At 37.5% G+C, this 22,456-nt stretch carries 27 protein-coding genes and 2 riboswitches; of the genes, 1 reads left to right on the plus strand and 26 read right to left on the minus strand.

All coding sequences use genetic code 11. The annotated features are described in order from the left end of the window. Positions 1-219 precede the first annotated feature (219 nt). The 11 genes from spoVG to metG all read right to left on the minus strand — a co-directional run bounded on the left by spoVG (position 220) and on the right by metG (position 9,863). The gene (gene spoVG / locus LZ480_RS18570; RefSeq protein ID WP_241371037.1) at positions 220-519 is read right to left on the minus strand and encodes a septation regulator SpoVG; all 300 of its coding nucleotides are present in this window, start codon (positions 517-519) and stop codon (positions 220-222) included. 269 nt (positions 520-788) lie between these two features. Next, entirely contained in the window at positions 789-1,163 is a 375-nt protein-coding gene (locus LZ480_RS18575; RefSeq protein ID WP_241371038.1) for a RidA family protein, read from the minus strand. 1 nt (position 1,164) lies between these two features. After that, positions 1,165-1,992 (minus strand): pur operon repressor, encoded by an 828-nt coding sequence (gene purR / locus LZ480_RS18580; protein ID WP_241371039.1) that lies wholly within the window; start codon positions 1,990-1,992, stop codon positions 1,165-1,167. 70 nt (positions 1,993-2,062) lie between these two features. Next, a complete protein-coding gene (gene ispE, locus LZ480_RS18585) occupies positions 2,063-2,929 on the minus strand; it encodes a 4-(cytidine 5'-diphospho)-2-C-methyl-D-erythritol kinase (RefSeq protein ID WP_241371040.1) in 867 nt (288 codons plus the stop codon). 192 nt (positions 2,930-3,121) lie between these two features. Further along, positions 3,122-3,313 carry a small, acid-soluble spore protein, alpha/beta type gene (locus LZ480_RS18590; protein WP_241371041.1) on the minus strand — a complete coding sequence of 64 codons (192 nt, stop codon included), beginning with the start codon at positions 3,311-3,313 and terminating at the stop codon, positions 3,122-3,124. 107 nt (positions 3,314-3,420) lie between these two features. Beyond that, the gene (gene veg / locus LZ480_RS18595) at positions 3,421-3,678 is read right to left on the minus strand and encodes a biofilm formation stimulator Veg (protein WP_241371042.1); all 258 of its coding nucleotides are present in this window, start codon (positions 3,676-3,678) and stop codon (positions 3,421-3,423) included. A gap of 140 nt (positions 3,679-3,818) precedes the next feature. Further along, positions 3,819-4,706 carry a 16S rRNA (adenine(1518)-N(6)/adenine(1519)-N(6))-dimethyltransferase RsmA gene (gene rsmA, locus LZ480_RS18600; protein ID WP_241371043.1) on the minus strand — a complete coding sequence of 296 codons (888 nt, stop codon included), beginning with the start codon at positions 4,704-4,706 and terminating at the stop codon, positions 3,819-3,821. Beyond that, positions 4,699-5,262 (minus strand): ribonuclease M5, encoded by a 564-nt coding sequence (rnmV, locus tag LZ480_RS18605; protein ID WP_241371044.1) that lies wholly within the window; start codon positions 5,260-5,262, stop codon positions 4,699-4,701. The genes rsmA and rnmV overlap by 8 nt, the downstream gene beginning before the upstream one ends. A gap of 171 nt (positions 5,263-5,433) precedes the next feature. Continuing rightward, the gene (locus LZ480_RS18610) at positions 5,434-6,633 is read right to left on the minus strand and encodes a G5 and 3D domain-containing protein (RefSeq protein WP_241371045.1); all 1,200 of its coding nucleotides are present in this window, start codon (positions 6,631-6,633) and stop codon (positions 5,434-5,436) included. 245 nt (positions 6,634-6,878) lie between these two features. After that, positions 6,879-7,655, minus strand: a complete 777-nt coding sequence (locus LZ480_RS18615; protein ID WP_241371046.1) for a TatD family hydrolase — start codon at positions 7,653-7,655, stop codon at positions 6,879-6,881. Between the two features lie 249 nt (positions 7,656-7,904). Next, positions 7,905-9,863, minus strand: a complete 1,959-nt coding sequence (gene metG, locus LZ480_RS18620) for a methionine--tRNA ligase (protein ID WP_332844049.1) — start codon at positions 9,861-9,863, stop codon at positions 7,905-7,907. Positions 9,864-10,207: 344 nt separating this feature from the next. Here metG and LZ480_RS18625 point away from each other — a divergent pair, with 344 nt between their 5' ends. Further along, entirely contained in the window at positions 10,208-10,486 is a 279-nt protein-coding gene (locus tag LZ480_RS18625; protein WP_255731559.1) for an AbrB/MazE/SpoVT family DNA-binding domain-containing protein, read from the plus strand. Positions 10,487-10,608: 122 nt separating this feature from the next. Here the strand turns inward: LZ480_RS18625 and thiW are convergent, their stop codons facing one another. The 15 genes from thiW to LZ480_RS18700 form a co-directional block, all read right to left on the minus strand. Then, positions 10,609-11,115: an energy coupling factor transporter S component ThiW gene (gene thiW / locus LZ480_RS18630; RefSeq protein WP_241371048.1), complete on the minus strand. Its 507-nt coding sequence runs from the start codon at positions 11,113-11,115 to the stop codon at positions 10,609-10,611. Positions 11,116-11,136: 21 nt separating this feature from the next. Next, complete coding sequence (locus LZ480_RS18635) at positions 11,137-12,141, minus strand: ABC transporter substrate-binding protein (protein ID WP_241371049.1); 1,005 nt, start codon at positions 12,139-12,141, stop codon at positions 11,137-11,139. Positions 12,142-12,155: 14 nt separating this feature from the next. Beyond that, positions 12,156-12,926, minus strand: coding sequence for an ABC transporter permease (locus LZ480_RS18640; RefSeq protein ID WP_241371050.1), 771 nt, complete (start codon positions 12,924-12,926; stop codon positions 12,156-12,158). Continuing rightward, positions 12,913-13,650: an ABC transporter ATP-binding protein gene (locus LZ480_RS18645; RefSeq protein ID WP_241371051.1), complete on the minus strand. Its 738-nt coding sequence runs from the start codon at positions 13,648-13,650 to the stop codon at positions 12,913-12,915. Before LZ480_RS18645 ends, LZ480_RS18640 begins: the two co-directional genes overlap by 14 nt. 23 nt (positions 13,651-13,673) lie before the next feature. Then, positions 13,674-14,360, minus strand: a complete 687-nt coding sequence (gene tenA, locus LZ480_RS18650) for a thiaminase II (protein ID WP_241371052.1) — start codon at positions 14,358-14,360, stop codon at positions 13,674-13,676. A gap of 95 nt (positions 14,361-14,455) precedes the next feature. Next, a riboswitch (TPP riboswitch) is annotated at positions 14,456-14,543 on the minus strand. Between the two features lie 110 nt (positions 14,544-14,653). Then, a riboswitch (TPP riboswitch) is annotated at positions 14,654-14,741 on the minus strand. Between the two features lie 107 nt (positions 14,742-14,848). After that, the gene (gene rsmI, locus LZ480_RS18655) at positions 14,849-15,724 is read right to left on the minus strand and encodes a 16S rRNA (cytidine(1402)-2'-O)-methyltransferase (RefSeq protein WP_241371053.1); all 876 of its coding nucleotides are present in this window, start codon (positions 15,722-15,724) and stop codon (positions 14,849-14,851) included. After that, positions 15,705-15,983 (minus strand): GIY-YIG nuclease family protein, encoded by a 279-nt coding sequence (locus tag LZ480_RS18660; protein ID WP_241371054.1) that lies wholly within the window; start codon positions 15,981-15,983, stop codon positions 15,705-15,707. The genes rsmI and LZ480_RS18660 overlap by 20 nt, the downstream gene beginning before the upstream one ends. Then, positions 15,967-16,716 carry a tRNA1(Val) (adenine(37)-N6)-methyltransferase gene (locus LZ480_RS18665; RefSeq protein ID WP_241371062.1) on the minus strand — a complete coding sequence of 250 codons (750 nt, stop codon included), beginning with the start codon at positions 16,714-16,716 and terminating at the stop codon, positions 15,967-15,969. The genes LZ480_RS18660 and LZ480_RS18665 overlap by 17 nt, the downstream gene beginning before the upstream one ends. Before the next feature lie 209 nt (positions 16,717-16,925). Beyond that, a complete protein-coding gene (gene yabA / locus LZ480_RS18670) occupies positions 16,926-17,285 on the minus strand; it encodes a DNA replication initiation control protein YabA (RefSeq protein ID WP_332844050.1) in 360 nt (119 codons plus the stop codon). A 24-nt stretch (positions 17,286-17,309) separates the two neighbouring features. Then, positions 17,310-18,125 carry a PSP1 domain-containing protein gene (locus tag LZ480_RS18675; RefSeq protein WP_241371055.1) on the minus strand — a complete coding sequence of 272 codons (816 nt, stop codon included), beginning with the start codon at positions 18,123-18,125 and terminating at the stop codon, positions 17,310-17,312. Next, positions 18,118-19,122: a DNA polymerase III subunit delta' gene (gene holB, locus LZ480_RS18680; RefSeq protein ID WP_241371056.1), complete on the minus strand. Its 1,005-nt coding sequence runs from the start codon at positions 19,120-19,122 to the stop codon at positions 18,118-18,120. Before holB ends, LZ480_RS18675 begins: the two co-directional genes overlap by 8 nt. Positions 19,123-19,242: 120 nt before the next feature. After that, complete coding sequence (locus LZ480_RS18685; RefSeq protein WP_241371057.1) at positions 19,243-19,680, minus strand: YaaR family protein; 438 nt, start codon at positions 19,678-19,680, stop codon at positions 19,243-19,245. A gap of 20 nt (positions 19,681-19,700) precedes the next feature. Further along, a complete protein-coding gene (locus LZ480_RS18690; RefSeq protein WP_108711162.1) occupies positions 19,701-20,030 on the minus strand; it encodes a cyclic-di-AMP receptor in 330 nt (109 codons plus the stop codon). 69 nt (positions 20,031-20,099) lie between these two features. Next, a complete protein-coding gene (gene tmk / locus LZ480_RS18695) occupies positions 20,100-20,726 on the minus strand; it encodes a dTMP kinase (RefSeq protein ID WP_241371058.1) in 627 nt (208 codons plus the stop codon). Between the two features lie 20 nt (positions 20,727-20,746). After that, complete coding sequence (locus LZ480_RS18700) at positions 20,747-22,168, minus strand: aminotransferase class I/II-fold pyridoxal phosphate-dependent enzyme (RefSeq protein WP_241371059.1); 1,422 nt, start codon at positions 22,166-22,168, stop codon at positions 20,747-20,749. Positions 22,169-22,456: the final 288 nt, after the last annotated feature.

The following is a 22,456-nucleotide window of genomic DNA, read 5'->3' on the forward strand; positions in this document are numbered from 1 at the left end:
CAAGGTATTCAGACTTGACAAAAGTTTGAATTTAAAATGATTTTATAGGTTTAACTACTTTATTAAGCCACTTCAAAAATGCCGCTTTTGATACCCGAACTTTTCTATTACTACTTTATCGACACTATTCCCTTTTTTTCTGTTATAGAACATGAATTCCTAATAAATTAATTAAAAAAAGAGCCCCCTCATTTTGTTGAGTGACCCCTAAGTGTTTTATTACACATTTGCTTCTTCTAACGCTACTACGTCTTCCGTATTTTCATCAGTTGATGCATAAAATGCTTCTAAAACGATTTCTTGAATTTTATTGCGCGTATTCGAATTGATTGGATGCGCGATATCACGGAACTCTCCATCCGGCGTTCGCTTGCTCGGCATCGCTACAAATAAACCCGTATTGCCATCAATTACTCGAATATCATGAATTACAAATTCATCGTCTAATGTAATCGATGCAATGGCACGCATACGTCCGTCTGTTTGAACACGGCGTAATCTTACGTCTGTTACTTCCATAAATAATTACCTCCCTATACTTAGGCGCGCATAATAATGATGTATGATTCAAGAAATGCTGTCTTTTCCTCATCCTCAAATCACTCAATTTCTTAAATTTGCACCATTTATCAATAGAATACAATAAAATGTAATTTTTTTCTATCTACAATTTTTATAATTGTTAAAATAAACTAAATATTCAGTTGGTTAGATGACGAATTAGTCATAATTTAGAGGTTTTTTCTAAAAAAAACCACCCTCCTCTATAGGAAAGTGGTGCAAATACATTATTTTACTAACGCAATGACTTCGATTTCTACTTTTACGTCTTTTGGTAAGCGTGCGACTTCTACTGCTGAGCGCGCTGGCTTATGGTCACCAAAGTGTAAAGCATAGACTTCGTTCATTGCTACAAAGTCGTTCATATCCTTCATAAACACTGTCGTTTTGACAACTTGATCTAATGAGGAACCTGCTGCTGCAAGAACAGCTTTTAAGTTTTCAAATACTTGATTTGTTTGTGCTTCGATATCGCCATCCACTAATTCGCCTGCAGAATTTAGTGGGATTTGACCTGAAGAATAAAACATATTGTTGACGATAATCCCTTGTGCGTAAGGACCGATTGCTGCTGGTGCATTTGTTGTTGAAACAGTTTTCATTTTAATCTCTCTCCTTTTGGAAAAAATTACCCTCACTTAATGCAATAGTACGATCTTTCTCGTTTACTTCTTGTAATTTTACTAAAGAATAATAATCATCTACTAATGTTTCATCGGCATGCTCGGCTTCTACTAATACCGCAATGCCTGCTAATTCACAATCAAATTCTTCAAGTAAATTTTTCATGCCGTTCATTGTACCGCCGACTTTCATAAAATCGTCAGTAATTAGAACACGTTGACCGCTCTTCATACTACGTTTAGATAACACCATCGTTTGAATACGACGAGAAGATCCAGAAACATAATTTATACTTACTGTTGAGCCTTCCGTTACTTTGCTGTCACGTCTTACAACAACAACTGGTACGTTTAAATGTCTTGCAATTGCATGGGCAATTGAAATCCCCTTCGTTGCAACTGTCATTATGACGTCAATTTGCTGATTAGCATAAACGCTCGCAAATACCTTACCAACACGATTCATTAAATCCGGATTTCCTAAAAGGTCCGTCATAAATAAATAGCCACCAGGTAATAAACGATCTGATTGCCCTAACTCTGTCATAAATTCCCCAATAACTTCACGCACTTCTTGCACAGCCATTTTAGGGATATATTTAACACCGCCAGCTGCCCCAGGTACGGTAATTAAAAGCCCGATTCCTTTTTCTTCAAATGTTTCCTTCACAATTGTTAAATCTTCACTAATTGAAGACTTTGCAGAACTGTAAAGCTCCGAAAAATAAGTTAGCGGGATCAACTGATGTGGATGCTCAAGCAGATAATACGTCATATCTACAAGGCGTTCACTACGCTTCCATTTCATGCGACCCTCTCCTAAACATGTTTTTTTAATTACGAATATTTAATAGTCAAATTACCATAATTATACGTATTTATGCAAGTGGATTTCGCTCCCCTAACATTCGAACTACGTATACTTCTTCACAAAAACCACGCAAGCCATTATAAATACGACTGACACGTGCTTCATTTTCTACTAAGCCAAACACCGTTGGACCACTGCCGCTCATCAGTACAGCATCCGCGCCAAAGCGGTGCATTTGCTCTTTAATCATGACAACTTCAGGATGCAACTTAAAAGTTACGGTTTCCAAAACATTGCCTAATGACTTACACATTAAATCATAATTATTATTTTCAATGGCTGTAATCATCTGTTTCGTATTGGGATGTTCAAGGCCATCAATTTTTAAACCGCCGTAGACATCGGCCGTTGAAACACCAATTTTTGGCTTCGCTAATAAAACCCAGCTTGTTGGTGGTGCCGGGAGTTCCATGATTTTTTCACCACGACCTGTCGCTAATGCTGTCCCGCCATAAACACAGAATGAAACATCCGAACCAATTTTTGCCCCATGCTCTGCTAATTCATCGAGTGTTAAATTTAGTTCCCACAGCTCATTTAATCCACGCAAGGTGGCCGCCGCGTCACTACTTCCACCAGCTAAACCTGCCGCAATCGGAATTTGCTTTTCAATTGTAATCGTTACGCCTTCCGTGATGCCGTATGTATTTTTTAACAACTCTGCTGCTTGATATGCAAAGTTGCGCTGATCGTCGGGTACAAAATTATCTGTTGAAACAATTTTAATTAGTCCATCTGCTCGAGATTCCAGTCCAATGCGGTCTGCTAAATCAACCGTTGTCATAATCATTTCAACTTCATGGTAATGATCTGGGCGCTTATATAGTACATCGAGTGTTAAATTAATTTTAGCAGGTGCTTTTACATATAACATTGAAAATTTCCTCCTACTTGTAAGGCACGCATTTGTTACGCGATCAATTTTATTAGTTTTTATTTTAACATACGAAACGCACGAACATTGAGCGAAAGGTAATTTATTATGACTAAAAATTAATTTTGTGTTCCAAAAAACAAAATCAGCACCCCGTAGATTTTGTTTACGGAGGTGCTGATTCGCGTCAACTTATTTTTGGTTGTTTTGTGCAGATTGATTGGCTAAGTTTTGTTGAGCCATTTCAACCGCACGCTTGACCATGTTTCCTGCATCACGGGCTTTAATACCGCCCCAACCCTCACGTTCTACTACGTCATAAAATCCAAGTTCCTTTGCAATCTCTTCCTTTAGACGACTCGACATGATTTTTTGTTTTGCCATGCAAAAAACCTCCTTTTTTCGTTGACGCTTTTAGTATGTGCGAAAAATAAAAAAACACTCACAAAAAGGAGCGCTTTTTCAAAATATAAAAATAAGTACTAGAAAAACTATTTGATGGCTGCCACTGCATCATCTAAAAAAGTAATCTCTACTGCTTCGGTAAGTATATCTGTATAGCTGTAAGATACACGCTTACACGCATTATCCTTTTCTTGCAGTTCAATAACGAAAACGGCATGGTAAGTATCACTTAAAATACCTTCGCATTCAACTGTTTTCTTGCGACCACCATTTGCTTTTAATTGCAAACGTTTACCCAAATGACCATCTAACGACTTTTTAATGTCTGCTAACGTTTTTGGCATTTTCGCATACACCTCACTGTAAAATAGTGTATCACAAACCAATAAAATCGTCAACAAAATATATTATTTTATCACCAGGATACATAGCCGTCAACATTTTTTATTTAATTTTTTAAACTTTTTTTAGTTCGTTTTTCACATTATTGTCGAACACAAAAATGTGGGTGCAAGCAGTCTGCCAATTTGCCGAATTCCTGAATAGACAGTGTTTCACCACGACGAGTTGGATCAATGCCTGCCTCTTCTAGTGCTTTGATAATGAGTTCTTTGTTTTGCTTACCGTTTACAAGACCTGTTTGTAAATTGTTTAAAATCGTTTTACGACGTTGTGCAAAAGAAGCACGTGATACTTCAAATAAGAAGTCTTCATCAATGACTTGTACAGGTGGAGTATCGTGTTTAATTAAGCGAATTACCGCTGAGTCAACATTTGGTTGTGGCATAAACACAGTTTTTGGTACTACCATCGCTACTTCTGCTGTGCAATAATATTGAATCGCAATCGAAAGGGAACCATACGCTTTCGTTCCTGGCTGTGCGGTAATACGATCCGCTACTTCCTTTTGCATCATTACAACAAAACCACGAATTGGCAGGCGGTCATTTAATAATTTCATTAAAATCGGCGTTGTCACATAGTAAGGCAAGTTTGCAACAACCATAATATCATCGATGCCTGGCATTTCCTCTTCTATAACCTTTACAACATCTGCTTTTAATATATCTGAATGCACAATTGTTACGTTTTCATACGGGCTTAATGTGTCTTCTAATACTGGTAAAAGGCGTTGGTCAATTTCAAATGACACAACCTTCTTCGCTTCACGTGCTAAATGTTCTGTTAATGCACCAATACCAGGGCCAACTTCAATTGCCCCACTGTTTTCTGTTAAATGTGCGTGACTTACGATATTGCGTAAAATATTTGGGTCAATTAAGAAGTTTTGGCCTAAACTCTTTTTAAATGAAAATCCGTACTTTTCTAAAATTTCTTTCGTACGAATCGGTGTGGCGATGTCTTTATACATGCGTGTCCTCCTGATCTAATGCTTGAATCGCTTGTGCAAACTGCAAGGTTGTAATTTGAAACATCATTAATCTTTTGTGCAGCTGCTTGCCATTTGTCATACCTATATTTAAAATTTCACCTAATCGATCGCGTCGTATTTTCGATTGCGGATGACCGATTAATTTAGCTGTCATTAAATCTTCTAATGTAATTTGTTCTTCTATTTTTGAATCGGCTAATGTATATACATTGCTTAATGCTTCACGAATATCCGCGTCGCACGCATGTTCAATCCCTAAACCTTTCCCGTTTTTTGCGATTGTTTTAGCTTTGGCTAAAAATGCATGCTTTACTCCAGGTACGCGCTCTTCAATAATGGCCCGAATACGACGACCGGGATAATCTGGATCAGTAAATACAATTACACCACGCTTTTTTTGTGCATGAGCAATCCGACGAAGTGTTTCATCAGATATCGCTGAACCATTGGTTTCGATTGTATCTGCACCAGTTGCGCGCTTAACTGCCGTTGTATCGTCTTTTCCTTCAACAACGATAATCTCTTGTATGTCCAAGAAATGCTCCTCTTTTCTAACATAGTATTTCGTTATTTTACCATAGATTACGTTTGGTTACTTGCGTACGTGATTGTGCACGAAAAAAGCTTTCTCGCTATCAGTCAAAAAAGCGAGAAAGCTATATACATTTTGGAAGTCGTTGTTAGCTAACTTAATAACAACCTAAAACTAATTTAATACTTTAATACGTACTTTTTTACGACCCCAGCTATTTGCTTGGGCTTTTGTTTGTACTAATATATCAATTTTGTTTCCTTTAATTGCACCGCCTGTATCTCCTGCAACAGCATAGCCGTAGCCTTCAACCCATACTTTTGTCCCTAGTGGAATAACGCTTGGATCAACTGCGACTAATTTTAAATCGGAATTTGCGCGTAAGTTAACACCAGCTGCTGAAATACCTGAGCAGCCTGTACAATATGGTGTATACGCTGTAGCCTCTACATAAAATTCCTTACCTGTTGCCGGCTCTGCTGAACGAGATACGCTAGCTGTAACAACTTTCGTACCAACTGCGACCACTTTAGTCGTCGGTTTCTCTACGACATTTTCTGCAACAATTTCTTTCGACACAACTTTACCGTTTTCTTTTACGATATTGTACGTGCGTTCAACCTTACCTTTTTTACCCTCTGTAACAACCTTTTCATTGCCCTTCATTAAAGAAGAATCATTTTTCTTTTCAACTGCGAAATCTACTGATTCTTCCACTACATCGGTAACCTTTTCTACGCGAACAACTGCGATTTTATCATTTGGAGTGATAACGTCCTCCAAATTTTTGTCGACACGATCAGATTCAGCTAATTGAATCTCTTGTTGTTTTAAAAAGTTAGCGACCGTAGTCGAAGTGGACCATACTTGTCTCTTTTCTAAGCCATCGACAAGCGTTAACTGAAACGCCTTTTGAATATCGATTTTGTTATCTGCTCCTACTTCTGTATCTAAGCTTTGTGATATTAAATCATGCTTTGTTACTTCTATATTTGCTTCTTCCAAAATGTTCTTCACTACATTTTCAGTTGTCCAAACTTTTGACTGATTTCCATCAACTGAAATTACTATTTCTTTTGCCTGTTCCCAATGAATCGACATTCCACTGTCAATCTCGGTACTCAGTGAGGGGGTGACTTTATCATACTGTGATATATCTAAATCTTGAGTTTCTATAAACTCTTCAACCGTAGTTGCGTGTGTATAAACCTTTGTTGTCTCACCGTTTGCTTCTAGCATAACGGGATTTTTCGTTCCGTGATAGAGAACGAATGCAATTACTGTAACAAACAGGACAAGCGATAAAATCCTTACACCTGTTTGCTTACTCCTCAATGATCCTAAGAACTGGCTTTTCATGGTTTGCTTTGACATGAAAATAACGCCTCCTTAATACAAAGTTGGATTATACGGACTTGATTTCAAACTGTCAACAGAAATGATTTTCTTTAAAAATGCATTTTTTGCTCAAAATCTTGTTACAACCAGTATTGGAGGCGTATAAATTTTTTAAACATGTCTAGCTAAAATAACGCTCAAAAAATATACTTTGCAATAAATTTATTTGGAAAAACATTTTAAATTAAATGTTAAATTACAGTAATTTATGTTAACGATTCTTACTGATCCAATTTAAAAAAGCGCTTTGCATTTTCTGTCGTTTTTTGCGCCACTTCTTCTACCCCAATTTCTTTTAATCGAGCAATTTCCTCAGCCACTAATGTGACATAGGCTGGCTCATTGCGCTTCCCTCTATATGGATGTGGCGCTAAATATGGTGCATCCGTCTCAATTAATAAATGTTCTAACGGAATTTCTGTGGCAACCTCTTTTGGCTGACGTGCATTTTTAAACGTGACTGGCCCTCCAAGGCTAATCATGAAATTCATCTTTATGCATTCACGTGCTGTTTCGACGCTTCCACCGAAACAATGCATAATTCCACCAACCGAAGCTGCATTTTCTTCTTTAAGAATACGTACTACATCCGCTGTTGCGTCACGATTGTGGATAATAATTGGTAAATTCAATTTTTGTGCTAAGTGAATTTGTTTTCGGAACCAATACTGTTGCACATCTTTGGGTGACTTGTCCCAATAATAATCTAGTCCAGTTTCACCAATACCAACTACTTTGGGATGCTTTGCCAATTCTTCAATCCAAGCTAAATACTCATCTGTACAATCAATCGCATCAACCGGATGCCAGCCAATGACAGCATAAATAAAATCATAAGTATCTATTAGCTGTATCGCACGTTCAATCGTTTTTTTATCAAAGCCGATAACAATCATTTTTTCTAAATTAGCTGCAAGTGCTCTATCAATAACTTCCTCTAAATCTTCGTCATACTGATCTGCATTTAAGTGAACATGTGTATCAATATATGTGCTCATATTTTTTCTCCTATCGTGTATTGTACTCATTACTAATATTTCTTAGTTTTCAGAATTATTACGTGTATATTACAAATTCCTATTTACCTGTCATTTAAATAGATGGAAAATATGAATTTAGTTCTATTAACATACTTTATACCCTTTTATAACCATGTATATATTATTGTAAAATATCGTTTTTGACTAGTCTTTAGACAATAACGAAAAGTCTGCTGAACTTAATCGATGTTCAACAGACTTTCCAATTTATTTTACTTGTGCACCATTCGCAAGTTTTGGATCGACTGTTGCTAATGTTAATACACCATTATGTGATCCTGCTAAAATCATCCCTTGAGAAAGCTCTCCTCGTAAAGTTACTGGCTTTAAGTTCGCTACAACAACGACTTTTTTACCGATTAATTCTTCTGGCTTGTAGTGCTCTGCGATACCTGAAACAACTTGGCGTTGTTCATAGCCAAGGTCTACTTGTAACTTTAGTAACTTTTTCGCTTTTGCTACTGGTTCGCAAGCTAATACTGTCGCCACACGTAAATCTACTTTCATAAAATCATCAATTGTAATTTCTTCTGTTTGTGGCGCTTCAACTGCAGGCGTTTCTTCTTCAACAGTTTTTACTGAGCCCTTCATTTGCTCACGAATATATTCAACCTCTACTTCTACATCTAAGCGTGGGAAAATTGGTGTTCCTTTTTCTGCCACTTTTATGTTTTGTGGAATAATATTACCGAATGTTTCAATTGTGTCCCATGCTAATAATTTTTCATCGAAACCTAATTGCTCAAAAATTTGTTTTGGCGCGTTTGTCATAAAAGGTTGAATCATAACCGCAATATGACGTAAGCTCTCTGCTAGATTGTTCATAACCGCTGCTAATTTTGGCTTGTCTGCCTCTTCTTTTGCTAATACCCATGGTGCTGTTTCGTCGATATATTTATTTGTACGTGATACTAATGACCAAAGCTCTGATAATACAACACTAAACTGCATTTTTTCCATACTTTCTTCATATTTAACGCGTACGTTTTCTGCATGCACTTTTAATGCTGCATCAAACTCCGTTGTTTCTAAGTTTTCAGTAGGAATGGCACCATCGAAATACTTGTTCATCATTGAAACAGTACGGTTTAAAAGATTCCCTAAATCATTTGCTAAGTCGAAATTTGTACGCTCTACAAATGATTCTGGTGAGAACACGCCGTCTTGGCCAAATGGTAATTCACGTAATAGGAAGTAACGTGTTGCATCTAAGCCGTAACGCTCGATTAACATTTCTGGGTATACAACATTCCCCTTGGATTTCGACATTTTACCGTCTTTCATCATAATGAAGCCGTGTGCGAAAATTTTCTTCGGTAATGGTAAATCTAATGCCATTAAGAAAATTGGCCAGTAGATTGTATGGAATCGTACAATGTCCTTACCAACAACATGTACATCTGCTGGCCAGTATTTGTTGAATAGCTCTTCGTTATCTGAACCATAGCCTAAAGCTGTAATATAGTTTGATAATGCATCTACCCATACGTATATAACATGTTTGGCATCCCCAGGAACTTTAATACCCCAATCGAATGATGTACGAGAAACTGATAAATCTTCCAATCCCGGTTTAATAAAGTTATTAATCATTTCATTTTTGCGAGATTCTGGTTCAATAAATTCTAAATTATTTTCATAATATTCTAGTAATCGATCGGCATATTTCTTCATATTAAAGAAGTAGGACTCTTCTTTTACTTTTCGCACTTCACGACCACAATCTGGGCACTTTCCATCAACTAATTGCGTCTCAGTATAGTATGACTCACATGGAACACAGTAAAGGCCTTCATACTCGCCTTTATAAATGTCGCCATTATCTAAAAACTTTTGGAAAATTTTCTCTACAACATCAATATGGCGCTTTTGGGTAGTTTGAATAAAATCATTATAGGAAATATCCATAGTAGCCCATAATTTTTTTGCACCCTCTGCGATTTCATTTACGTAATCTTGGGGATGCATGCCTGTTTCCTGTGCTTTTTCTTGAATTTTTTGACCGTGCTCATCCATTCCAGTTAAGAAGCGCACGTCAAATCCTTTTAAACGTTTATAACGAGCGATCGCATCTGTCGCAACAGTTGTATACGCTGTACCAATGTGGAATTTCCCACTTGGATAATAAATTGGGGTAGTTATATAGAATGTTTGTTGTTCACTCACTAATGTAGCCTCCATTTGCTTGCTAAGTATCTTCTTTATTCTAACGAAGTACGAAATTTGTTTCAATGAAAGTTTGTTGTAATTAGAATTTGTCGAAAAAACGTTATAAAATTTTGGGAATAATCTGAAACTTTTTGACTAATAACTTTTTTCTATGATAAAAATCTTTAATATTATCACCATAAAGTACAAATATAACAAATAATTTTCTAAATCCAAGGAAATACTAATGCTAATTTATTGACGTTTATGGCATTAGTTGGTATGATTCTAAATAGACAAGGAAATAATGTCGAATTTTGACGAATATAAATAACTTTTATAATATAGGAGGAAATATCATTATGAAATCAACAGGTATCGTACGTAAAGTAGACGAATTAGGACGTGTAGTAATTCCAATCGAATTACGCCGTACATTAGGAATTGCAGAAAAAGACGCATTAGAAATTTATGTAGATGACGATAAGATTATCTTAAAAAAATATATGCCCAACATGACTTGTGCAGTAACTGGTGAAGTTTCGGATGACAACTTGCGCTTAGTAGGCGGTAAATTAATTTTATCTGCTGAAGGTGCAGAAACATTAGTTAGAGAAATTCAAGCAAACTTAAAAAAATAAGTTTACCACTTTTTTTAGGTGCTGCTTTAAAATAAAATAATCAAGAGTTTCACAATTCGCACTCTTGATTGAATAAAGGGCAATCAAAAATCTACGTTAGACTTTTGATTGCCCTTTTTTTGCTATTTTATTTTCATCTGCAGCATACCGCTAAATACTTTTTTTTGTACCATTACCTTTAACATAACAAAGCCTAACAGAGCACCCGCTAAAGAACTCATTGTAAAGGCTGGTATAAAGCCTAATAAAGTTGCCTCCTGTCCTAATAGCAAGATTGCTATCGGATAAGTTGCCAATGCTCCAAGAATTCCTGTGCCAAACACTTCACCGACAGCTGCAAAGCTTAGCTTCTTTGTTTTCTGATAAAGAAAGGCTGCAAGAAAAGCACCGATCATACTACCTGGATAAGCAAAGATAGATCCTGTGCCTAGGAGATTTCGCATTGTTGAAGTAAGAAAAGCACTCATTACCGCATACCATGGACCAAGCATTACTGCTGCTAGGATATTGACAAAATGCTGAATAGGAAAAATTTTTGCAAAGCCTAACGGAATGTAGACAACACTACTCGATGCAGTGGTAATAGCTGCAAGAATCGCTGTGTACGTTAACTTTCTTGTTTGATTCATTTTATTGTTTCCTATCTGTTGTTATTTTGAAACGATATTTTGTACAAACTGTTGCGGTTCAACCTTTGTATCAATTACACCTGCTTCATATAGCCAATTCGCTACGTTTTGCCAACTCTCTTCCTCTTGGTAGCCAAATGGCACTCCTTCGTCCTCCATTAATGGTAAAAGTATTTTTAAGCTTTCTTTTTCAACTTCAGCATCTAATGTAGAGTCTGCATTTTCATTTGCCAATAGAATTTGTAATCCTGCTTCCGGATCTTCTTTTACAAACTGTTGCCCTTTTGTAACAGCCTGCCAAAACTTTTCGATCGAAGCTTTTTTCTTATTGAATGTTTTTTCACCTGCTACGATAACAAGCTCGTAATTATCTGGTACACCATAATCATCTAATCGTAAAGCTTCCATCTCGTAACCTTCTTTATTGAGTAACACCAATTCATGGTTTATATAGCCACCACCGATTGCATCTACCTTATCTGTTGCAACTGCAGGAATTAAGTCCCATCCTACATCTGTCATTTTCACTTTGCTAAAATCTCCACCATCATGTTCTACCATCGTTTTTATAACTGCTTCAGTTATCACGGTAGATGGATAACCCACGCTTTTACCTTCTAAATCCTTTGGTGAATTAATCCCTGTTTCTTTTTTCATCATAATGGAATCAAGCGAATGGCGAACATAAGCAGCTACCGATACAACCGGTATTCCCTCAGCTCTTGATTGCACGACTTGGCTTTGATAGCTAATTGCTAAATCGACCTTCCCTGTTGCAGCAAGCTTTAACGGGTCATTTGTGTCTGCAGGCATTTGGATTTCGACATCTAATCCTTGCTCCTCAAAATAACCTTTTTCCTTCGCAACATACAATGCTGAGTGTACCGCATTCGGATACCAATCAAGCATAATTGATATTTTCTCTAATTCTGATTGCCCGTTTTCTTGTGAACCTTTATCATTACTACAGCCGACCAACATGATGACCAACAATAGAAAAACAACAGGAATTTTCCAATTTTTCATTTTCTGTTCCACCTCTAATTTTCATATTTCCATTTTTTAAGAATGATTCGCTCCATCCATGTAGCAAATGCAAAAAGGAGTACCCCTACAAAAGTTAATATCGTAATCGCCGCGAATACTCCTTCCGCATTTAAATTCCCAGACATTCTTCGGCTATAATAACCTAACCCTTCACTTGCACCTAGCCATTCCCCAATGGTTGCCCCTACTAGTGCAAACACAATAGCCATTTTAAAACCTGAGAAGAATGAAGGTAATGCCATTGGAATATGTAGCTTTAGAAAAATTTGCTTGCGGGAAGCACCCATCGAACGAAATAGTTCGATATAATCTTTATCGCACGCTCTTAAACCATCATAGGTGCTCACCACAACAGGGAAAAATGAAATAAGCACCGTTACTGCCACCTTACTCCAAATAGAATAACCAAACCAAAGTACAAAAATAGGAGATAGTGCAATGATTGGAATCATTTGCGAAATGATGACAGCCGGATACATTACTTTTTCTATAGGTTTAAAGCAAAACATCCCGATAGCAAGAGACACCCCCAATAGGACAGTTATCAAAAAGCCGATGAAAAACTCGATTGTGGTTGCCTTTAAATGCACGAAAATGAGGACTCGCCAATTATCGATAATCATCTGTAGAACTCCTGTTGGTGCTGGTATAATAAAGCTCGGCACAATGCCTTGCCTTACGAGCACTTCAAGTACAACAAGAACGATTATAAAAAACAGTAGGAATAAAGCGTATTGTTGAAACCAACTTCTAATCCATTTCACTAGAAATCTTCCTTTCTAGCTTTCTTCTTAGAGCTATACCTGCTTCTGAATAGCTCATTTCGTTGGCACGTGGTCTTGGCAAATCAACGATGATTTCCTCTACGCTTTTATCTTGATGTAAGATTAAAATGCGATCACTTAGTAAAATCGCTTCCTCTAAATCATGGGTAATAAAGAGCACTGTTTTCTTTAATTGTTCCCACATCGACAATAACCAACTCTGCATTTCTTTTTTCGTAAAAGCATCCAATGCTCCAAATGGTTCATCAAGTAATAACACATCTTTACCTGTTAAGAGTGCTCTTAAAAAAGCCGCGCGCTGTCTCATTCCACCAGAAAGTTCTTTCGGATAAGCTTGTACATAATCCTTTAAACCAACTCGCTCAATCCAGACAATTGCTTCCTCTTTTGTTAACAATACGTTCTTTTGAATCTCTGCTGCGATCATGACATTTTCCAAAATTGTACGCCATGGCAGCAGCAAATCCTTTTGTGGCATAAAACCCACATCACCAGGGGCTACTTGACGATCATCAATAACAATACTCCCCTCATCGGGTGTAAGTAGTCCCGTCATCAATTTAAAAATCGTGCTTTTTCCTGTACCGCTTCTGCCGATTATTGATACGAATTCCCCCTGCTTAATTTCCATATTCAATTTCAAGATTACAGGTGGGGAATGTTTCTCAAAAGCATAGGTCACATTTTGTAAGCTAACTACCATTTATTATCACCTTCTTAAACAAACTAAATCGGCCAATCCTGTTTGTAATAGTTCATATCCCAGAATAAATATTCGTACTTTGACGTCATTTGGAAATGTTTTTCTAGTTGGACTAGCTCTCGTTCGGGCTTCCCATCTGCTAATTCATTCATTACATCAATTAACCATTTTGCACCGTTGCCAAATTCCTCTGAATCGTATGTTTCTATCCACTTGGCATAAGGATTATTCGCTAAATCATGACCATACTGTGCTCTTAGCAGCTTGCCAATTTCCCAATAATCCCACGCACAGGGTAATAGGCAGGCCACTACTTCCGCCAGGCTACCACTTTGCGCAGCATTTAACATATAGTTCGTATATGCTAAATTCGCAGGCGTTGGTTTGGTTGCCTCCAGCTCTTCTGATGTAATTCCAAATTCCGCAGCAAATTCACGATGTAAATTCATTTCAAAATGGAGTGTATCATTTAATATCGCAGCAAATTTCCCCATCATATCAAGATCCGTTGATTTGACAGAGGCAATGGCAAATAGTTTGGCATAATCGATTAAATACACATAATCCTGCTTCATGTATTGAATAAATTTATCCTTATCAAGTGTTCCCTTCCCTAGTTCTTGCACAAATGGATGGCTATGATTTGCGTCCCAAATAGGTTGCACATTTCTAAAAAGTCGATCAGTAAATTTTTCTGTTTTCACTTTCATTATTGTTTCCTCCTTTTTTATAACATTTACTTTAAAAAAAATAAAAACCACTTCCAAAAAACAGGAAATGGTTTCGTCGTATAAGTTGTATACACATATACTCGAAACTACTTCCCTACGCTAGTCCTAACTAGATCCGGTTCAAAGGGTTCTTCTCAGCCAATGGCGCCCCTAGCAGTTTATCTACCTATTCAATTTTTCTTATGTGGATTCCATTGAAAGCTTATACTTTTCTTTTCCACTAAAAATAAAACCCCACTCTTTTTAGAGAGCGGGGGAATGTACATGTATCCTATCAACATACCTCACTTCCCTACGCTAGTCCTAACTAGATCCGGTTCAAAGGGTTCTTCTCAGCCAGTGGCGCCCCCAGTGCTATTAGTAATATTTATTTTCATCTTTATCATAACATGACTTACAATTTACGCAAGTGATTTCAAGTAAACAATACTTTTTTATCCAATTTAAATTCCACCACGGACCTTTTCCTAATGCCCTTGATGATACTCATTATACACATCTCTTTTCGAAAGTCCACGCAATTTTGCAACTTCTTTTATCGCTTCTTTCGACGATATTTGAGTTTCTTCTATTATATAGTTTACATGCTCATCTAACGTCATATCCGTCCAATAATTGTCTTCTTCTTCCACTTCGCCTGATGTATTGCCTTCAACTACTACACAAAACTCACCGCGAATTTCGTTGTCATTAGCCCAAGTAATCGCTTCCTCAATTGAACCACGTAAAAACTCTTCAAATTTCTTTGTTAATTCACGTGCTAATGTAATTTGTCGATTACCAAGAATAAGCTGTAAATCCTTTAATGTATCCTTTAAGCGATGTGGTGCTTCATAAAATAAAAGTGTTTCTTCTCGTTTACTTAATTTTTCAAGCTGCTCACGACGCTCTTTTTTGTTGCGATTCAAAAAGCCGAAGAAATAAAATGGCTGCGGTGTAATACCTGATGCGATAAGTGCTGTTAAAGCAGCATTTGCCCCAGGGATTGGCACAACCGCAAAGTCTTCTGCAATGGCTTTTGCTGCAATATCGGCACCTGGGTCTGAAATACAAGGTAACCCAGCATCACTAACAAGTGCTACTGATTTTCCTTCGCGTAAAAATGCTAATAATTTTTCGCCACCTACTTCTAAGTTATGCTCATGATAACTAATTAAAGGTGTTTGAATATCAAAATAGTTACAAAGTTTTCTCGTATTACGCGTATCTTCTGCTGCAATAATATCCACTTCTTTTAAAATGCGTAGTGCACGCATTGTCATATCTTCTAAATTGCCAATCGGCGTTGCAACTAAATATAAGCAACTACCCTGTTCATGCTGACTACTCTTTTGCGATTTCATCATGCGCCCTCCTCATATATACAAACTTTTTTGCTCGTGTTAATTGTTTAAAGGCATATTCTGCCGACATTGCTTGCTGTTTTGTGTCGAATGTTTCATAATACACACATTTTACTGGACCACGTGCGCGTGTATACTTTGCTCCCTTTCCAGTATTATGCGCTGTTATTCGCTTGTCCAAATTATTCGTATAACCCGCATACAGCGAGGCATCACTACACTCCAACACATAAAAATAATGCTCAGTTTTCGTCGCCATATAATAACGCCCTCACTTCTGGCGTGTATTCGTTATTGTCTTCATAAACATAGAGCGGAGGTAAAATTTTTAAATCCGGCTTACCGTCTTTAATCGCTTCAATCAACAGTGTATTCGCTTCCTTTCCACGCTTCGGATACACAAATTGAATACGCTTTGGCTCTAATCGATTTGCACGCATTGCCGTTACAATATCTAATAAACGGCCTGGACGATGCACAAACGCAGCTTTTCCACCTTGCTTTAATAAGCGACTTGATGCTTCTACTGCTTGTTCTAACGTTAAATGTATTTCATGTCGCGCAATCGCATAATGTTCACTCGTATTTTTTTCGCTTAGTTCATGCGCTAAGAAGTACGGTGGGTTACATGTAACTGCGTCGTATTTTTCAATTCCTAACGTTTTTGGTACATCCTTAACATCGCCTAACTTCATTTCAATTTGGTGCTCTAATTTATTGTAGGCAATACTACGTGTTGCCATATCATGTAAACGTGGTTGCAATTCAACCCCAGTAATTTTTGCCTTTGTTCTTGCACTTAAAAATAACGGAATAACCCCGTTTCCTGAGCAAAGATCGACAATATGCCCTTTACTCTTTGGAATTTGCACGAAACGCGATAATAACACTGCATCTAATGAAAAAGAAAAAACAGATGGGCTTTGAATAATTCGCAAGTTTTCTGCAAGTAAATAATCTAAGCGTTCATCATCTTTTAACCATTGTTCCACTTTTATATCCTCCATGAATTGATCTCCTAATAACAAAAGGGCTATCCCTCATGTATCAATTAACTGCTTAAGGCGGTGGTCAGAATAAAGAGGAACGAATGCTAAAAACGTCACGTCCTGTGACAAAGCATTCATAACCAGCATCGTGCTGACCTCCATCTTCGGCGCAAAAGAGGTGTCCCAGAAATATTTCTCGGACACCTCCTTCGTTAACCATTTTGTTTATTTAAAAACGATAGACAGAACAAACAATCTTCACCTTTACGTGAGCCACCAAAATGCACATGACATACATGGAAGCCTTCATTATAAAGCCTTGCTAAATTGTCATAGCCTTCTCCAATATCCACAGGTTCCTTTTTTAGTTCCGCTTTTTGTGGATCTACACTTGCTTCTTTGGCTAATAGCTCCTCTAAACGCGTACGTAGGTGAAGGTTTTCTGTTTGAAGCGTCTGATGCTCCTCCATCATATGCGCAACAAATTGCTTTAACGCGTTAAACTGTTGCTGCATTGATTCAAGCTGTTGCTCGAACTCCATAACAGTATCTAAAAAATTACGGTCCTTCACGCAAGCCACCCCATTAATTTCTATCTAAATAAGATTTTTCTCACCTTGCAATAACTCTTCAAGGGTATATTCAACCATACGCTCGTGCTTCGTTAAATATACTTGAATTAATCGTTCTAATACATTTAAGCCGACAACTTTTCCTTCACCTTCTGGAGTCATTGTCATTTCACCAACATCTGGCATACCTTCTTTGGCAATTTCATAATCATCATTTTCATATTTTAAGCAGCACATTAAACGACCGCATAAGCCTGAAATTTTCGTTGGATTCAGTGATAAGTTTTGATCTTTTGCCATTTTAATCGACACTGGATCGAAATCACCTAAAAATGTCGAACAGCAAAGCATTCTTCCACATGGGCCAATTCCACCTAGTAACTTCGCTTCATCACGTACACCAATTTGACGCAGTTCGATACGTGTGCGGAAAACACTCGCTAAATCTTTTACAAGCTCCCGAAAATCGACACGTCCTTCTGCTGTAAAATAAAAAATAATTTTATTACGATCAAATGTATATTCTACGTCAACAAGCTTCATTTCTAACGAGTGCTCAATAATTTTAGTACTCGCTAATTCAAACGCCCGATTGGACTCAATTGCGTTTTCTTCTACTTGGAAACGATCGCGCTCATCGGCTGGGCGAACAACTTGCTTTAATGGTAAAACAACGTCATTTTCTCCGACTTGACGCATTGGCACGACTACCTTGCCATATTCAATACCGCGTGCAGTTTCTACGATGACATATTCTCCAACCTCTAAAATATAAGCTGCTGGATCAAAATAATATATTTTACCCGCTTTTTTAAAGCGAACTCCGACTACATTATACAAATGTGTACCCCTCCTGAAGATTCAGCATTAGCTGTTCCACCAATAACGTACGATTCATATTACGATTTAAATTCGCACGCGCTTGTAATACAGACTGCATTTGGCGTGATAGTTTATCATACGTTAATGTCAATGTGATGTCATTAAAGCGTTGATGCATATCAGGATATGTGCACGTCGAATTTCGATTTGCTTTAATCGCTACCATATCACGATATGCAAACAATAACAAATCGAGTGCCTGTTCCATTGCCTCCTTTTCTTTAAATAGAGGCAACCATTCGTCATGTACAAATAATAATGCTTCATGAACATTTTGATGAACGATCTCTACTAATTTTAACACTGTTTTTCGTGCAAGTAAAAATTGCTCATCTTTTGAGAGCTCAAATGCAATATCTATATCATTAGTTACCATGCTTAATGTCGCTGCCATCGAAGCTGTAACACCTAGATTTTCTAGGCTTTCAATCATCGCTTCTCTCGGTGCCTTAGCAAATTTTATATGCTGACAACGCGAACGAATCGTGGGGATAATCGCTTGAATTTGCTCGGTTAATAGAATTGCAACAACTTGTCCATCTGGCTCTTCTAAAAACTTTAAAAGCATATTCGCTGAGGCAACATTTAATTTATCGGCATGATGTAGCACATAAATTTTCTTACCTTCTTCGACACCAGTCATCTTCATCTCAGCAATTAAATCGCGCACTTGGTCAATTTTAATAAATTGTCCATCCGGCTCAATTTGCTTAATGTTTGGATGATTGCCCGAATCGATTCTTCGACAATTTCGACATGTTTCACATGGAACATTTTTTGACAAATTTCCACAAAGGAGAAGTTTCATAAAAAACGAGACAACATCGCGTTTACCCGTGCCCTTTTCGCCTTCAAAAATGTATGCATGCGCTAACCGATTTTTTTCGACAATCGTTTGTAGCTGCTTCATTACCACAGGCTGTAGCTTCGTTAGCTGTTCTATTTTTTGTGTCATTTCCTTCACCTTTTCGTTTGTTGCTAATGTTTATTTGAAAAGTGTTATGTACGATTCAAATCTATACTATCTGTTAGAAAAAAGCCCGTGTCTAGTGCACAACAAAGACACGGGCGCATTTTACATATAAAGATTAATTAAAAGTCCTTTAATTTCGCCAATTTTGGCTAATAACTCAATAGACTCTTTTTCTTCATTTAAAATATCTTCAGCTAGTTCTACTAAATGCTCATCAATTGTTTCGACAATTTTTAAGCGACGTCCTTCACCGAAACGATTCCATGTATGCGATTGCTTCATTTCTAGACCATAATCAACTGCCTCTTGTAAAAAGCGCTTCACAAGCATTTTAAAGCGCGCTAATTCGCGTAAATTGCGCGAGCGAGCGACACGATCACCAGCCGCTGAAATATCACCTATTAGTCTCGTTAATTGCTCCGTTTGCATTTTCGAACCTTGTTTCACGACCATTTCACCGAAGCGATTATTTGCTTGGTTATTTTGACGTACGTTTTGATTCGAGTTTAAATTCATACGGAGATCTTGATTAATTTTCATTTACCGCTCGCCTCCACAAACTAAAAATGATGGAATTGTTCGATTGGTAAAACAAAGACAATTGCTCCTCCAACTTCAACTTCCACAGGGTACGGAATATAGGAATCGGCGTTTCCTCCCATTGGCGACACAGGAGCAACCATTTGCTCACGTGATCGACAGTTTTCACGAATAATATCTAATAATCTTGGGATAAGAGAATCATCCGTACCAATTAAAAATGTCGTATTTCCAGATCGTAAAAAACCACCTGTACTCGCTAATTTCGTCGCACGATAGTTGTTTTTTGTTAATGCATTTGATAAACGATTACTATCTTGATCTTGCACCACAGCTACTACTAATTTCATCCGCACTCACCCCTTCATTGAATTGGTGCTTTTATTATATCATAAATAAAAGCTACACTTCATTTACTTTTACCCTAATATTGGATTTAAAATCATCCACACATCTTCAATTACTTGCTCTAGTGCCTGATCGGCATTGACAACTCTAAAACGCTCCGGATAACGCTCCATGACATATTCATATCCTTCATATACTTTATGGTGGAATGCTAATCCCTCTGCATCTAATCGGTTAATTTCATCGGCACGTGTCGCTTGAATACGTGCTAAACCTTTTTCCGGTGTGATATCAAAGAAAATCGTCACATCTGGCATACGTTTGCCAATTGCAAATTCATTAATCGCCAATACATCATCAACACCAATTCCTCGTGCATAGCCTTGATACGCTAATGACGAATCTATAAAACGGTCACATAATACATGTTGACCACTTTCTAACGCTGGAATTACCTTCTGATAAAAGTGCTGCGAACGCGCTGCTGCATAAAGTAGCGCCTCTGTACGTTCATGCATTGCTGTATGTGCTGGATCTAAAATAATCGAACGAATTTTTTCGGCGATTTCAATTCCACCTGGTTCACGTGTAAATAAAATATCTGAGCGGTTGTTTAATCGTTCGCCAATCGCCTGTAATACACTTGTTTTACCAGCTCCCTCGCCGCCTTCAAATGTAATAAATAAACTTCTTTGCATATATAGTATTCTCCTAGCACTTATTTTATGACATATATCAACTTCTCTAGTAATCGATGCTCACCTTGAAATGTTGCACCTATGGCTAATAATTCTTCTAACCGACTTAATTTTGCAACGGTAATTTTCTCACCTGGTACAAATAGTGGAATACCTGGTGGGTACGGGATAATCGTCGATGCTGCAGTACGTCCAATCGCACGCATATAAGGTACCCACTCTTTTTGGGCCTGTTCAATTTCCTCAAATGTATATTCTGAGCTAGTAATCGCTGCCATTTCAAAATTCGCACTTTGCTCTACTCGCTCTTTATATGGTTGATCCTTCAATTGAATAAACGCTTCTTTCATACGAATACGTAAATCAGCAAATGGATAACTATCCCCATGCTTTAATAACGGTAAAATAAGGAGTACTTGCATTGTATCTGCCAATTCTACATAGACATGCATCTTTTCGAGTGCATCTTTCAATTCAAAACCTGTATATCCTGGTGCACGTATTAAAAGTTTCAACGCATCGTCTACTTCGATTACTTGTAGTTGCGTTGATGCCGTTAATGATTCGATAAATTGCTTACGCTTATCCATCAAATAGGCAAAATCACTTTCCGTATAATTCGCCACATAGCTTCGTGCATCATCTAATGACGCTAGTAGCAAATACGACGGACTACTTGATTGTAGCATACGTAAATAATGATTGATCTTTTCTTCACTCACAAACTGTGATTTCACGTGTAAAAAAGAGGCCATCGTCATAGCAGGTAATGTTTTATGCGCAGACTGCACAACAACATCCGCTCCTAAATCTAATGCCGAAGTTGGCAGTTTTTCTGTAACCGTTAAGTGCGCACCATGGGCTTCATCAACTAACACTGGAATTTTAGCTGCATGACAGATTTCAATTTGCTGTTTGAAATCGTGAGCAGTCAAACCATAATACGTTGGATATGTAAAAATCACTGCCTTAGCATATGGATAACATTCAATTGCATTTGCTAACGTTTCTAGTTCAATACAACCTGCCGTCCCACTTGTTTCATCCCATTTTGGTGCAATATATATAGGCTTCACACCTACAAGCTGCAGCGCATGGAAAATGGACTTATGCGCATTACGCTGAACAAGCACCGTATCACCTTGTCTACACGTTGCATAAATCATCGCCAAATTTCCTACCGTTGAACCATTCACTAAAAAGAAACTACGATTGGCACCATACGTTTGTGCAAGTAGTTGTTCTGCCTGTAAGACCGCCTCTTCTGGATGATGAAAATCGTCAAGTCCTGTTAGTTCTGTTACATCATATGTTAACGCGCGTTTTATTTCATTTGGTAATTGTGAAAGCAAACCATTTTTATGACCTGGCACATGAAGTGATAGCGGTTCATTTGCTATAAATTTTGTCAATGCTTGGACGATTGGTCGATCGTTTTTCATTTTGTTCACCTCATTTGTGATTGTACTTCTATTATAAGATGGCTCAAGACATCCGACTACGGTTAAACGTCGAAATAATTATTAGAAAAGCTCAAATTACTCCTAAATAGCTCGTTTTGATGTTTCTTATTATGCCAATTTTGTTTCCTTTGGCTGGCTTTATCGATTGTTACTTTTGCGCCTAGCGTATCTTGAGATTAATCCTTATTTTTGTAAAAACTGAGACGATTCATTTTCACTAGCAAAACTATATTTAGTTAATGGCGTTTTAGCGAAGATTAACAAAAC

Source organism: Solibacillus palustris (genome assembly GCF_022549215.1).
Lineage (GTDB): Bacteria > Bacillota > Bacilli > Bacillales_A > Planococcaceae > Solibacillus > Solibacillus daqui.

Bases quoted from the DNA above. Each gene is read 5' to 3' on its own strand.
- rsmI (WP_241371053.1), bottom strand. From the start codon at position 15,724: ATGAAATCGCAAAAGAGTAGTCAGCATGAACAGGGTAGTTGCTTATAT.
- purR (WP_241371039.1), bottom strand. From the start codon at position 1,992: ATGAAATGGAAGCGTAGTGAACGCCTTGTAGATATGACGTATTATCTG.
- veg (WP_241371042.1), bottom strand. From the start codon at position 3,678: ATGCCAAAAACGTTAGCAGACATTAAAAAGTCGTTAGATGGTCATTTG.
- LZ480_RS18690 (WP_108711162.1), bottom strand. From the start codon at position 20,030: ATGAAATTAGTAGTAGCTGTGGTGCAAGATCAAGATAGTAATCGTTTA.
- tenA (WP_241371052.1), bottom strand. From the start codon at position 14,360: ATGAAAGTGAAAACAGAAAAATTTACTGATCGACTTTTTAGAAATGTG.
- LZ480_RS18700 (WP_241371059.1), bottom strand. From the start codon at position 22,168: ATGAAAAACGATCGACCAATCGTCCAAGCATTGACAAAATTTATAGCA.
- thiW (WP_241371048.1), bottom strand. From the start codon at position 11,115: ATGAATCAAACAAGAAAGTTAACGTACACAGCGATTCTTGCAGCTATT.
- LZ480_RS18590 (WP_241371041.1), bottom strand. From the start codon at position 3,313: ATGGCAAAACAAAAAATCATGTCGAGTCGTCTAAAGGAAGAGATTGCA.
- LZ480_RS18615 (WP_241371046.1), bottom strand. From the start codon at position 7,655: ATGAGCACATATATTGATACACATGTTCACTTAAATGCAGATCAGTAT.
- spoVG (WP_241371037.1), bottom strand. From the start codon at position 519: ATGGAAGTAACAGACGTAAGATTACGCCGTGTTCAAACAGACGGACGT.
- holB (WP_241371056.1), bottom strand. From the start codon at position 19,122: ATGACACAAAAAATAGAACAGCTAACGAAGCTACAGCCTGTGGTAATG.
- tmk (WP_241371058.1), bottom strand. From the start codon at position 20,726: ATGCAAAGAAGTTTATTTATTACATTTGAAGGCGGCGAGGGAGCTGGT.
- LZ480_RS18575 (WP_241371038.1), bottom strand. From the start codon at position 1,163: ATGAAAACTGTTTCAACAACAAATGCACCAGCAGCAATCGGTCCTTAC.
- LZ480_RS18625 (WP_255731559.1), top strand. From the start codon at position 10,208: ATGAAATCAACAGGTATCGTACGTAAAGTAGACGAATTAGGACGTGTA.
- LZ480_RS18610 (WP_241371045.1), bottom strand. From the start codon at position 6,633: ATGTCAAAGCAAACCATGAAAAGCCAGTTCTTAGGATCATTGAGGAGT.
- ispE (WP_241371040.1), bottom strand. From the start codon at position 2,929: ATGTTATATGTAAAAGCACCTGCTAAAATTAATTTAACACTCGATGTA.
- rsmA (WP_241371043.1), bottom strand. From the start codon at position 4,706: ATGTATAAAGACATCGCCACACCGATTCGTACGAAAGAAATTTTAGAA.
- LZ480_RS18685 (WP_241371057.1), bottom strand. From the start codon at position 19,680: ATGAAAATTAATCAAGATCTCCGTATGAATTTAAACTCGAATCAAAAC.
- LZ480_RS18635 (WP_241371049.1), bottom strand. From the start codon at position 12,141: ATGAAAAATTGGAAAATTCCTGTTGTTTTTCTATTGTTGGTCATCATG.
- LZ480_RS18645 (WP_241371051.1), bottom strand. From the start codon at position 13,650: ATGGTAGTTAGCTTACAAAATGTGACCTATGCTTTTGAGAAACATTCC.
- LZ480_RS18660 (WP_241371054.1), bottom strand. From the start codon at position 15,983: ATGGCGACGAAAACTGAGCATTATTTTTATGTGTTGGAGTGTAGTGAT.